The organism is Vibrio toranzoniae, assembly GCF_024347655.1.
Lineage (GTDB): Bacteria > Pseudomonadota > Gammaproteobacteria > Enterobacterales > Vibrionaceae > Vibrio > Vibrio toranzoniae.
The window spans coordinates 812,882-825,356 of record NZ_AP025515.1; the positions used below are offsets into that span (position 1 = coordinate 812,882).

Here is a 12,475-nt window from a genome sequence, read left to right on the forward strand (position 1 = left end):
TTATGGCTTATTCACGCAACCCGACGCAAGCGTTCAAACATGAGAGCGACAACAGTCGTGCACGCACGCCGTCAAACGATCGTACGCAAACAAGCTTTCGTACCCTAGCAAGCAAGCAAAGAACGACCAAACTTTTCAGCTTTATCACCCTGTCCCTAATTTTTGCTGCACTCCTGTTCACCGGGAATGCGAAAGCTTCTGTCGTCGATGATCTCAACAAGCGCGGCCAAGGCGAAATGAGTTACCTGTTTTGGACACTTTATTCTGCGGAGTTCTACGCAACGCCAACCAACTCTGATCGAGCATTGAAACTTGAGTATTACCGCGCGATAGATAGCAAAGACCTCGTAGACGCAACCAAAGAGCAATGGAACAAACTTGGCTACTCAAACAACAATATTCAACGTTGGCTACAACCTTTGTACGAGATGTGGCCTAACGTTGAAGCAGGGAGCACACTCACTATCCGTGTAACAGAAGACAATATAAGCCGGTTCTACTTCGACGAACAACCGATCGGCACCATCCAAGACAAACAATTTGGTGAAGCCTTTTTGGCAATCTGGCTATCCGAAAATACATCCGAGCCCGGCCTTCGCAAACAACTATTAGGTTTAAATAAATGAGTCCAAAAATAAAAGTAATAAAATTCGCTCTGGCACTGCTTTCTCTTACTTGGCTATCGGGTTGTGGCTCTGCAAGTTTAGATAACCACGTAGACACCACTCCCGAGCTCAAACTTGAAACCTTTTTTAATGGCGATCTGATGGCCTACGGCATGGTGCTCGACCGTTCTGGAAACTTACTACGCCGCTTCGACGTTAAGCTTATTGCTACATGGGACGGTGATAACGGAGAAATTAAAGAGTGGTTCTCTTTTGCGGATGGCGAGCGTTCAACTCGAGTTTGGAACCTGATTAAGACAGGAGAAAACACCTATTCAGGAACCGCTAACGATGTGGTGGGTACTGCATACGGAGAGACTCAAGGCTCTGCCCTGTATTGGAAATACGATTTAGAAATAGAAGTAGACGGCAGCACCTATGAAGTCGTGCTAGATGATTGGATGTTCTTAATGGACGACAAACGATTGTTCAACAAAACCGAGATGTCGAAGTTTGGCTTTAAGGTCGGTGAGGTCATCTTATACATCGAGAAAATCTGATTGAGCGAACTTTAGATTTAATCTTGTTCGTTTAGCGCGAAATTTCAGCCCACAAAGATAAGTTGTGGGCTGTTTCGTTTGATCTCGCGAATTGCATACCTGCAAGCTCAAGCCTCTGTGCTAAGATGCGCCACCAGCACACAAATGGGCTAGACTCATACTCAGTAGTTGCTGTTTGTTTCGCTTAGCGTAGATTCCCTACCATGATTAATTGAAAAGGCTTTAAAGCATGAGCAAGTTAACCTCAGCGGAGCGTAAAGCTCGCGACAATGAACGTTTCTCACAACGCGTAAACGACCGCAGAGAAAAAGGTGAAGACGTCGTTGCTTACGCACTGACCAACAAAAAAGCTGTAAAATTCCTGACTAAGTCCGAGAAAAAACGTTTCAACGAAACGAAAGCGACTCTTCAAGAAGAGAAGCGAGTTAAAGAGCAAGAAGAGCTTAACCGAATCGAAGACGCGTTCACGATCAAACAGTTCGACGAAGAGTAACCTGATTCTAAAAATCGCTGGCATGACTTAACAAACCCAAGCAAGCATGAACTTAAATTATTATGTCAGGGTGAGCATGAAAGTGTGCGACAATGCCCGGCGTAAATTCATATTCAAGGTTTATTATGAAACTTCTAGTTCGTAACCTATCGCGCTCTACTTCTGAGCAAGACATCCGTGTGCTATTTTCTGAGTTTGGCTCAGTAAAAGAGTGCAGCCTAGTTTTAGACCAAGAAACTGGCGACTCAAAAGGCTTTGCTTTTGTTGAAATGCCAGAGCACGAAGAAGCTAAAGCAGCACTAAACAAGCTGAACATGACTAAGCTTGGCAAAAACACGATTCGTGTAAAAGTAGCGAACTCTTAATCGAGTCAATGCTTCATAAGCCACATGACTTAGCTTAACGGCAGCACAGATGATAAAGCCCGTAACGATATTCCGCTGAAAAACGCAATATCGTTACGGGCTTTTTGCTGCTCGCGATTCTCTTTTCACAACACAGCCGGCTTACTTAAAGCTCGCGTTTATAACCCTTCATGTTCATCAATCGCACGCCTTGCTTCTGCCATTGAACATCCAGATTCCATCACTAACTGAGCGACCGTCATCGAGGGTGTCGCCGCTAACAGAGAAGCCAAACACACCACAGGTTTAGGCAGTACTTTGTCTATCGCAATGGCAATCCAACCGTCTTTTTCATCGGTGAGCAGGGCTTTAAATTCAACGAGTTGATGCTCTTGAGCGACCAACAACCAATTGCGTGAACGGCGAACTCGCTTCAACTGGCATCCACACTCAATCGCACTCGCCATCACTTGGCTTTTATCACTCACACGATGTACAAAACTATTCAGTGGGACGCTAAACATAACTCTCTGTCAACCAACTTTTACCGATCACTGAAGTGCTTTCTACCAGCAACTCAGCACTTCAATCACAACTCAATAAAACCATGTGTAGGATTACACAGACACAAAAAAACCGCCAGTCATGCGCCAAATAGACTCGCGGTTGTTCTATGTTAACGTGTGTTGTTTACGCTTTAGTTTCTACCACAATGTCCGTTTTTACCGAGTTCGCAATAAAACAGTTTTTATGTGCCAAATGGTGCAGCTTTTCGATCTGTTTGGCCGTTGGTTGTTTAGTTCCTAAAAACACAATCTCAGGTCGCAAAGTCACCTTTGTAACGGACAAACGACCTGACTCATCTTCTTCAAGCACACCGGCTGCATCGTCCACATAAGAGCCGATCACATACTTCTGTTTAGCCGCGATGCCCAAAAACGTCAGCATATGACAACTAGAAAGTGCTGCAATATAGGCTTCTTCTGGATCAACATTCTCAGCCACCGAAAGTGGCAATGGCACCACATGAGGCGAAGAGGAAGCTGGTACGGTGACACCACCATCGAACTCCCATGTATGCCCACGGCTGTATTGATTGTCGCTAAAGGCTTCATCTTCCGCTTTTTTCCAACGAATGACAGCTCCGTATTCAGACATAATCCCTTCCCTTTATAGTGCTCAATAAATTAACGATCAGCGGGGTGATTGACACCGTCGTTGGTGACCACATCACCAATATCAAAAGGGTTCACCCCTTCCAAACAACCGATATTAAAGCCATATTCATTTGGGCTTGAGCGGCGTTGATGATGGGTATAGATACCGCAGTTTGAGCAGAAGTAATGCTTAGCGGTATTGGTGTTAAATTGATAGAGCTTGAGATGCTCAGCACCTTTGATGATCTTGATACCATCAAGCGCGACAGAACCAACGATCGCGCCTCTGCGACGACAGATAGAACAATCACATCGACGCGGCTTCTCTATTCCGTTAGGTAGGCTGAGCTCTAGTTCCACTGCGCCACAATGGCAGGTGGCTTTGTGAAAAGGTTGGATAACCGTATCTCCGACGACTTTCATTTTTCTCTCCAATCACATCCTTATGTTGCTCGTATGATAACCAGTTCAATGATCCCTGTCCGTAAGCTGGCGCTGAGTTCGAGAGATCCGTCATACGTAGGTCGTCTACTCTTTGTCTGATCGCTCGACCAAACCACTAAAATTCTCAAGAAGATAATCTAAGAAGAGTCGGATACGCTTCGGCTGATATTTCTTACTGATGTACACCACATTCAAGTCGGCGCTTGATACAGAAGTCGAGGTGTTAAAGTTCTTCATGTAACCATTGAGCAGAGTCACAAGACGCTGGTTATTAATGTCATCTTGCACATCCAGCACCGATTTAAGGGCAATGCCCTCGCCTTTTAATGCCCAGTAGCGAATCACTTCACCGTCGTCTGAGAATCGCTTTGGCACAACGGTAATCGACTTCTTCATGTCGTGATCTTGGAAGTGCCATGTCTTGAGTTCTTCATTGCTGCGCAGCATCGCTAAACAATCGTGTTCGACCAAATCTTGTGGCGTCAACGGTGTTCCATACTTGGCAAGATATTCAGGCGAGGCACACAGCACACGTCGGCTTGGCGACAAACGTCTGGATATCAAACTGCTGTCGACCAACTCCCCATAACGGATCACGATATCCATGCCCGATTCCGCAATATTCGATAGGTTATCGTTCAAATACAGGTAAGGAATCACATCTGGATACTGCTGACAAAATTCCGACAAGATAGGCAGGATGTACTGCTTACCGATGTCTTTCGGCGCAGCGATCTTTAATGGGCCTTTAACCTCTTTGACACCATTCTGAATCAGATTTTCAGCCTCGCTGACATTATCTAATATCTCCAGACATGCCTTGTAATACAGCTCGCCTGAGTCAGTCAAAGACACATGTCGCGTGCTTCGATTCAACAACTTCACGCCATATCGTTCTTCAAGTGCCTGCAGCCTTGCTGTCATGGTCGCGGGTGATAAACCCAACTCTCGCCCCGCGGCGGCCAAACCTTGATGTTTCACAATACTGACGAACATCGCCATGTCTGAAAACTTATCCATGCTATTCGTGCCCTCGCCCCATTGTTCATTAAAACCGAATAATGAATTTATATTTTAGCCAATTATCAAATTTAGTCGAATAAATATAATAACAACCATCAGCAGAACACGTAGGAATTCAAAACATGAACAACGAACTAGCAAACCAAGAAAAAAACACCTTCGTCATCATTGGTGGCACGTCAGGTATTGGTAAAGCATTAGCAATGCAATTGAGAAACGAAGACAACACAGTACACATTGCCAGCCGTCACACTGGCGTTGATATCAGCAATGAAAAATCGATTTGTGAATACTTCGAATCAATTGGTCCATTCGATCACTTGGTGGTCACGGCAGGCTCATCCGCTCCGGCTGGAAAAGTGACAGACGTTGCTATCGACGACGCAAAGTCGGCATTCGATACCAAGTTTTGGGGCAGTCTAAACGTTGCTAAGCATGCAGCACGTTACATGAAACCTAACGGTTCGATCACGCTCACGACGGGCATGCTATCGCGCAAAGTGGTCGCTGGCACTTACGTAAAAACGGCAATCAACGCCGCACTAGAAAGCGTGACTAAGATACTGGCGAAAGAGCTATCACCGATTCGAGTCAACGCCGTCAGCCCAGGCCTAACCATGACAACTGCCTACAAAAACATGGATGACTCAGCTCGTTCAACCATGTACGACAACGCGAGAAACAACTTACCAGCAGGCAAAGTCGGAGAGGCTGAAGATATCGCAATGGGCTACCTATTCGCGATTAACAACCCATACGTAACTGGGTCAATCATCGACATCGACGGCGGCGCTCTGCTCGGCTAACCCCTTAACGACACAAAATGCAATTGTTAGGGCATGTATATAACGCCCTAACAAACAAAAATTAATATAGGTAGCTCATCATGAAACAAGAAGCCATCCATAAAGAGAAGATTCCATTCCAAGTTTGGATACTGACACTCGCAGCTTTTGCTATCGGCACAGCTGAATTCGTTATCGCCGGCATTCTTCCACAAATTGCGACATCCCTTTCGATAACAGAAGGCCAAGCAGGCTATCTAATCAGTGCTTACGCGTTAGCTATCGTTATTGGTGGGCCGATCTTAACCATCTATCTTGCACGCTTTAATAAGAAGAGGGTACTCATTGGCTTAATGGCTTTGTTCATCATCGGCAATATCTTGTCAGCCTTAGCTCCTAGTTACCCACTTCTACTTGCAAGCCGCGTTATCGCAGGCTTAGTGCAAGGTCCTTTCTATGGCATAGGTGCAGTTGTCGCGACCAATTTAGTGTCTGAGAAAATGGCAGGTCGCGCCGTTGGCCAAATGTTCGCAGGCTTAACGCTCGCTAACGTTCTTGGCGTTCCCGCGGGTACTTGGGTGAGCTTGCAATTCGGTTGGCACACCACCTTCTTTACCGTAGCGGCGCTTGGCACAGTTGCGATGATCTCTATTCTAATCTCAATCAAATCAACGGGGCACAGTGAAGCGAAAGACATCAAAACTCAGCTTCTGGCGTTCAAAAATCCAATGCTTCTGATCAGTTTAGCGATCACCGCGTTTGCTTGGTCTGGCTTTATGACGCTTTACGGCTACCTAGCGCCTATCGCCATGCACATCACGGGCTACGGTCAAGAATCAGTAACTTGGATCTTAGTCATTGTGGGTATTGGCTTAATCATCGGTAACACTTTGGGCGGACGCTCTTCAGATAAAAACCTCGGTAAAGCTTCAATGTTTTGGGCTGTCGCGATGATCGTTTCATTGGTTGTGGTCGGCCTAGTCCTAGACGACAAGATCCTATTTGTTGCTGCAGTATTCATCTTCGGTATTGCTTCATTCGCCAACGTTCCAGCAATGCAACTTCGAGTAATGAGCCATGGTGGTGAAGGACAAGAGCTTGCCGCCACAGCCAACATCTCGGCATTCAACTTGGCTAATGCCTTTGGGGGATTCCTTGGCGGCATGGTTCTCGACAGCCAACTAGGCGCAGGAATGATTCCGTTCGCAGCCGTTGTTGTGCCTGTAATCGGCTTGCTGCTTATCGCTAAAGCCAACCGAGCTGACAAGCCACATAGCCACTCAATTTTTTGCCCTGAGGAAAGCAGGTAACTCCGCTTGCCACCAGCACTAGACCAAAACCAAAAACTTTAAGACCACATGACTCCAACAAGGTAAACACCATGAAAAAATTATTCGAAACATCAGAACTGAAAGGCCTAGAACTGCAAAACCGTGTGGTTATGGCTCCCATGACTCGCGCACGTACTAGCCAGCCCGGAAACGTACCTAACGATATGATGGCGACTTATTACCAGCAACGCGCCAGTGCAGGTTTAATCATTACGGAAGCAACGCAGATCTCAGACGACTCTCAAGGCTACTCCTTCACACCCGGCGTTTATACCGATGCACAAATTGAAGGTTGGAAATCAGTAACCACAGCCGCAAAAGAACAAGGCGCTGCGATATTCTGCCAGCTATGGCATGTCGGCCGCGTGTCTCACCCAACCTTTCAAAAGGGCGAACTGCCAATTGCACCTTCAGCATTGGCACCAGTAGAAACTCAGGTTTGGATTTCTGATGAGAATGGAAACGGCAACATGGTGGATTGCATCCAACCAAGAGCGATGACCCAAGCAGACATCGATCGCGTCGTTCAAGATTTTGCGAACTCGGCGAAAAAAGCGGTAGAAGCAGGGTTTAATGGCGTCGAGATCCACGGCGGCAATGGCTACCTAATTGACCAGTTCCTAAGAACCAACTCAAACAAGCGCACCGACAACTACGGTGGCAGTCGTGAAAACCGACTTCGCTTTCTAATTGAAGTCGTGGATGCAGTCATTGAAGCGATTGGTGCTGACAAAGTAGGCGTACGTTTAGCCCCGTTCATCACCTTCAAAGACATGAACTGCCCAGACATCGTGCCAACAATTTTAGAAGCATCAAAGGCGCTGCAAGCGCGTGACATCGCTTATCTGCACCTATCAGAAGCCGACTGGGATGACGCACCTGTTATCCCTGAAAGCTTCCGTATAGAGCTAAGAGAACTGTTCTCCAACACCATCGTAGTCGCTGGCAGCTACACACCAGAACGCGCCGAAGAAGTGCTAAATAAAGGCTACGCGGATCTCGTCGCATTTGGTCGCCCATTCGTGGCAAACCCAGATCTCGTATCACGTCTACAAAACGGCAGTGAACTAGCAGAGCTCGACGGCGCCACCCTGTTTGGCGGTAACGAAAAAGGCTACACCGATTATCCAGTGTTGTAGTTACTAAAAAGGCCTACATAATGAATGTAGGCCTTCGCTTTAAATATTAGTTTTCAGAAGGTTAGCTACGGCTCGAAATACCGGGACCACCACTGAATTACCGAACTGTTTATAAGCTGCTGTATCAGCGCAAACAATTCTAAAATCGGTATCACTATCATTGCGGTCAAACTCCGGCTTTTCAAACCCCATAAGTCTCGCGCACTCACGAGGAGTTAGGCGACGCGGAGTTTTATATAGAGAGTCAAACTCAGGCGCGTAGCGGCCATGTAACTCATCATATTTCTTTTCACCTTCCTTAAGTGCAAGTTTGTACTCTTTCTCTCCGACTTCTGGGTCATTCAATTTCAGTCTATCGGCAAAAGATTTTGCAACTTCATTACGTTCAAGGTTCTTACGAATACCATGTTCTCGATTATCAGTTAGATATTCTGGTTCCAAAGCATCTTGATTGATTAGTATCTCGGAACCATCTTTATAGTAACGAGCGGAAAGTGTTCTTGATACAGCGTGTGGATTGCTAGGATCTACTAAGCCAAATCCAAACCCATTTCCTTTGGTTTGATGCTTCAATGCATAGTGATACAAGTAGTTCCAAAGATTAGGAGTTAACGTATATTTTTTCTTTTCTGCATCAGTTAACGGACATAGAATTTCAGCAAAAGTATAATGCTTCTGTGGCTTTTCAATATTACGAAGTGATAATCGTTTTAAGCTTGGGTTGGCTTCTGCTAAATCTTTGCGTACACCGACTAAAACAATACGCTCACGATGCTGTGGTGTAAAATGTGCACCATCAATGACTGTCGGTTCAGGTTTACGTTTGCGGACTTCTTGTATCGCTTCCTCAATATCGCTATCTACATCGGAAATATCAGCGATCCAATATCCTGCTCGATCAAGCGAACGAATGATCGTCGCAAATGTATTGCCTTTATCGTGGCTTTTAAGGTTCTTAACATTCTCAAGAACAAAGTACTTAGGCTGGCGTGTTATAAGTATTTGTTCAACATCAAAAAATAGTGTTCCTTGAGTATCACACTCAAAACCATGGGCACGACCTAATGAATTTTTCTTAGATACACCTGCTAATGAAAATGGCTGACATGGAAAACCAGCAAGCAATAAATCATGCTGAGGGATATGCTTTAGTATATTAGCTTGCTTGTCTTCTTCTGAGACACCGCTATCACCACTTTGGGTGATCTTGGTGATATCCATGTAAGAAGTGTTTTTCTCTACGTTCTCTTTCTCGTTATCTAAGAAATAAGGAAGCTCATGCTCATCTACATAATGATTTGCAAGGTAAGTACGTCGAGCCGCAGAATCCCATTCATTGGTAAAAACGCATTTCCCTCCAACGTCTTCAAAACCCTTACGTAATCCACCAATACCAGCAAAAAGATCGATGAAAGTAAAATCTGGGTTATCCCAATGAGCAGGTTTTACAGGCAAAAGCTTATTTTGAAGGTCTTCTAACGCCTTTTCATGAAAGACGATTATTCCAGCCTCAGGATTGGCTTTCCACTTATTAAGTTTCTCCCGAGTGATATCGCAATAGTTACCGCCAAGCTCTTGAAGTTTAATCGCCAAGTTCTTCTGATCGTAGATTTCCACGAGTAATTTCAAAAGCTTATTAGTCGCAAGTAAGTTACGCTCAATACGCTTTTCGTCTTCAATGTCACCTTTCAGTATTTCTTGATATCGCATAGGTTTTATTCTGTTGGGAATTTTGTGTGTCATGCTATCACACAAAATTCCCTTTTGGAGTTATTTAACCAAGTTTACAAGTCTTGTCTCTTCATAGAGACTATCTGCAGCCTTATAAATATCATTAATGCGCCATTGAGAACGGCGCTTGTTGTCTTTAGGGCTATCAGGGCAGTACTTAGGGGCAGGATCTAAGTAGACAGTGCCATTATCAATAGCTTGGAATAACTTTTCAGCATTTGTTTTATTACACCAAAGTACTTGATCTGTGAAATCAATCTTCCACTTGTACCCTTTGTCTCGTGTACTCTGCTCTTCATTAACTAGCTTTTGAGCCGGGACATAAACCACTTCATTATGCTTAGCACCCCAACAGTTAAGTAAACGTTCCAATGACCAACTAGCCGCGACTTCACCACTTCTGTCTTCTAGAATAACTTTCATATCAGTCATTTGCTTTGTGATTGGAATTTCAGGATCATAGTAGCCAGCTTTATACAGGATTGTTTTCTTGCCTGTTATTCCATCTTTTTCTTTGATTGCATGCTTACAGGTTATCTTAAGAGTAAGTAAGCTCTTTGTGTTCTCTTGATATGCACGGTGCAATCCAGTAAGACGGTATGCTCCTTCTTTTTCATAACCGTAGGTCGTCATGAATAAGTTGAAGTTTTCTTTATACAAGCCCCCATCAGGCTCTGGAGTGAACAACGTTAATTTTTTCCGTGTAAAGCATTTGAGCTCTATACCAAAAATATCACCGTTTTTATCTGCGTTGGGCTTAATTCCACAAGCACGCTCTAAAGTATAACCATGTACCTGAGTCCCAGTGAAAGGGATGGTATTTCCCTCTTTGTCAAACCGACAACCAAGTAAGGTTTGTGATGCAACATTTTCTCTAAGTATCGCTTTTAGCTTTTGAGTTCCGGTTTCTTGTTCAATGACAACCGCCTTGCACACCGAAGAACCAAAGTAGTTTTCGAGGGCTTTGAACTCTTTGACAAACTCTTGTGGCGGATTAACGGCTATCATTGCGACAGCCTCACCAGCCTTCGTTGCCCCGATAATAAGATAGCGTGGTAACAACTCATCACTTTTTGTGTAATCGACCGACAAAGAACGTGGCATCTCTAAATCATCGGTTACAAACCCTGATAATCGAGCTTCAGGGTATTGAGCATAAATGATGGCTTTACAGGCTTTAGTCTTAGCTAATTTTCCGTCAGTCGATAACCATGAAAAGTGCTCAAATGTCGCTTCTGGGATTCTTCTTCCGGGATTTGAGGTCTTTTTTGTCTGGCTAGTACTAGCTTCTCTATCGCGAAAGTTAAGAGCGAAAATCGAGTTAAGTAAGCTCGCATCTGAGTGTATGTATATCTGATTTTTATCATTAGCATTTTTAGGTAATGCTTTAATCAACGCAATATTACAGCCATGCGCCTGCAACAATTTACTGACAGCTGCCAAATTAGGGGTGTTGAAGTGATCAAAATGGTTGAATTCGTACATTGGTTCAGCCTTGTATCAGATGTGAGACTAGACACTATGCTTAAAATTCCAGGATATCAACGAGTTACATCAAGGTTTTCATCAATGAGACACATAATTAATTTATGACATTAGATCAGTACCCATTCCTTCTAGGTTATTGCTTTAGGTGATAATAGAATTAGGTACATCGATATGAAACGCACAAACAAGCATTTTCTTCAGGCAAAAGAAAGGCTCGCATGACTAGTGCGAGCCTAATGCAGTTTAGGGGGTAAACCGCAATCGAGTTTAATCTTCAGATTAATTATTTAACTTATGAGCCTTTATGCACCTTTGCGCATTGGTAGTCTATTTTTAAATGATTCACTGCAATTAATCAATCAATAAAAGTTAGCGTTTGGTCAATTTTAACCACAAAAATAGTAGCAGTTTAGTGAACGGCGTCTAGAAGTTCATCATAAATCCCATTTATAGACTTCTCATTTGCCAATAACCCTCACCATTGGTTGCGAGCTGATTGTGTAAATAATCAAGCGTGTCAGCTACCTTTCCGGCCATGCCTTGTGGCGGATTAAACAGCAACAAACCACTGCCGATAAGGCGGTCATCGCCCTTAGGAGCGCGCAGTCGCAATTCCGATTTTATCGGGCTTGGTAGCAAACCATCTTTCACTGCGGTCACGCAGTGGTTCAAAATCAGTGAACTTTTGTCATCCGTGTAAAGTGGATACCAAATCAGCGCAGAGACTTTCTCAGATTGTTGATAAGCCTTCACCAAAGCATCAATCACTGCCAGATATTCAGCATCGGTTTCATAGGGAGGGTCGATAACAATCAGGTGGTGATTATCGTGTTTTGCTACGTCGTCAGGCAGCGATTTAAGCCCGTCACCCGCGGTAATGGTGAGCTTGCTTGAAACATCCAACTCGCGTTGCAACTTCTCAATATTGGTTTGAAGTAAATCGGCTTCATCTTGTTGAATATCTGAAAAATAGAAGCTATCTTGGCTACGGCCTTGTTGATAGGTGATGGCCGCAGAGCCGGGATACAGCGTGAGAAGCTGATTCGGATTGTAGTATTCCAGCACTGACATAAAAGACGCGAACGACTCTGGAAGATAAGCCTTGTTTCGCCATAAATAGCCGACCCCTTCTGCGAACTCGCCCGCATGATTACTTGGCGCGGTGGTTAGATCATAACACCCTGTTCCTGAGTGTGTGTCGATAACATTGAGGCGTGAGTGTTGCTGCATTAATGATTTAACCAGAGCACTCAATACTGGATGCTTGAGTGCATCTCCATGATCGCCTACATGACACTGATGTCGATATTCCATTCCCTTGCCTCATCTCTACTAACGTCATATAAACATACTTCATATCTTGAGGGCTTGCTTG

14 protein-coding genes are annotated in these 12,475 nt (G+C 44.5%); 7 read left to right on the forward strand and 7 right to left on the reverse strand.

Features of this window, described 5'->3' with window-relative positions:
• Window positions 1–2: 2 nt before the first annotated feature.
• From OCU50_RS18055 to OCU50_RS18070, 4 genes are all read left to right on the forward strand, one after another.
• Entirely contained in the window at window positions 3–626 is a 624-nt protein-coding gene (locus OCU50_RS18055; protein WP_060469088.1) for a chalcone isomerase family protein, read from the forward strand.
• A complete protein-coding gene (locus tag OCU50_RS18060; RefSeq protein ID WP_060469089.1) occupies window positions 623–1,165 on the forward strand; it encodes a DUF3833 domain-containing protein in 543 nt (180 codons plus the stop codon). The genes OCU50_RS18055 and OCU50_RS18060 overlap by 4 nt, the downstream gene beginning before the upstream one ends.
• 229 nt (window positions 1,166–1,394) lie before the next feature.
• Window positions 1,395–1,658, forward strand: a complete 264-nt coding sequence (locus OCU50_RS18065) for a hypothetical protein (RefSeq protein WP_017057643.1) — start codon at window positions 1,395–1,397, stop codon at window positions 1,656–1,658.
• Window positions 1,659–1,783: 125 nt separating this feature from the next.
• Window positions 1,784–2,023, forward strand: a complete 240-nt coding sequence (locus tag OCU50_RS18070; protein WP_017057644.1) for an RNA recognition motif domain-containing protein — start codon at window positions 1,784–1,786, stop codon at window positions 2,021–2,023.
• 158 nt (window positions 2,024–2,181) lie between these two features.
• On the opposite strand, the gene OCU50_RS18075 is transcribed toward OCU50_RS18070, so the two are convergent.
• The 4 genes from OCU50_RS18075 to OCU50_RS18090 form a co-directional block, all read right to left on the reverse strand.
• Window positions 2,182–2,526 carry a ribosome recycling factor family protein gene (locus OCU50_RS18075; protein WP_060469090.1) on the reverse strand — a complete coding sequence of 115 codons (345 nt, stop codon included), beginning with the start codon at window positions 2,524–2,526 and terminating at the stop codon, window positions 2,182–2,184.
• A 166-nt stretch (window positions 2,527–2,692) separates the two neighbouring features.
• Window positions 2,693–3,160: an OsmC family protein gene (locus OCU50_RS18080; RefSeq protein ID WP_060469091.1), complete on the reverse strand. Its 468-nt coding sequence runs from the start codon at window positions 3,158–3,160 to the stop codon at window positions 2,693–2,695.
• A 29-nt stretch (window positions 3,161–3,189) separates the two neighbouring features.
• Window positions 3,190–3,582 carry a GFA family protein gene (locus OCU50_RS18085; protein WP_050645917.1) on the reverse strand — a complete coding sequence of 131 codons (393 nt, stop codon included), beginning with the start codon at window positions 3,580–3,582 and terminating at the stop codon, window positions 3,190–3,192.
• 105 nt (window positions 3,583–3,687) lie between these two features.
• Window positions 3,688–4,623 (reverse strand): LysR family transcriptional regulator, encoded by a 936-nt coding sequence (locus OCU50_RS18090; RefSeq protein WP_060469092.1) that lies wholly within the window; start codon window positions 4,621–4,623, stop codon window positions 3,688–3,690.
• A gap of 125 nt (window positions 4,624–4,748) precedes the next feature.
• On the opposite strand from OCU50_RS18090, the gene OCU50_RS18095 reads away from it, so the two are divergent.
• The 3 genes from OCU50_RS18095 (at window position 4,749) to OCU50_RS18105 (ending at window position 7,881) form a co-directional block, all read left to right on the forward strand.
• Window positions 4,749–5,432, forward strand: a complete 684-nt coding sequence (locus tag OCU50_RS18095) for an SDR family oxidoreductase (RefSeq protein ID WP_060469093.1) — start codon at window positions 4,749–4,751, stop codon at window positions 5,430–5,432.
• A gap of 80 nt (window positions 5,433–5,512) precedes the next feature.
• Window positions 5,513–6,721: an MFS transporter gene (locus OCU50_RS18100; protein WP_060469094.1), complete on the forward strand. Its 1,209-nt coding sequence runs from the start codon at window positions 5,513–5,515 to the stop codon at window positions 6,719–6,721.
• A gap of 71 nt (window positions 6,722–6,792) precedes the next feature.
• Window positions 6,793–7,881: an alkene reductase gene (locus tag OCU50_RS18105; RefSeq protein ID WP_060469095.1), complete on the forward strand. Its 1,089-nt coding sequence runs from the start codon at window positions 6,793–6,795 to the stop codon at window positions 7,879–7,881.
• Window positions 7,882–7,920: 39 nt separating this feature from the next.
• Here the strand turns inward: OCU50_RS18105 and dcm are convergent, their stop codons facing one another.
• The 3 genes from dcm to rlmJ all read right to left on the reverse strand — a co-directional run bounded on the left by dcm (window position 7,921) and on the right by rlmJ (window position 12,414).
• A complete protein-coding gene (dcm, locus tag OCU50_RS18110; RefSeq protein WP_060469096.1) occupies window positions 7,921–9,591 on the reverse strand; it encodes a DNA (cytosine-5-)-methyltransferase in 1,671 nt (556 codons plus the stop codon).
• A 60-nt stretch (window positions 9,592–9,651) separates the two neighbouring features.
• Window positions 9,652–11,097: an MvaI/BcnI family restriction endonuclease gene (locus tag OCU50_RS18115; RefSeq protein WP_060469097.1), complete on the reverse strand. Its 1,446-nt coding sequence runs from the start codon at window positions 11,095–11,097 to the stop codon at window positions 9,652–9,654.
• A 450-nt stretch (window positions 11,098–11,547) separates the two neighbouring features.
• Window positions 11,548–12,414: a 23S rRNA (adenine(2030)-N(6))-methyltransferase RlmJ gene (rlmJ, locus tag OCU50_RS18120; RefSeq protein WP_060469098.1), complete on the reverse strand. Its 867-nt coding sequence runs from the start codon at window positions 12,412–12,414 to the stop codon at window positions 11,548–11,550.
• Between the last annotated feature and the right edge of the window lie 61 nt (window positions 12,415–12,475).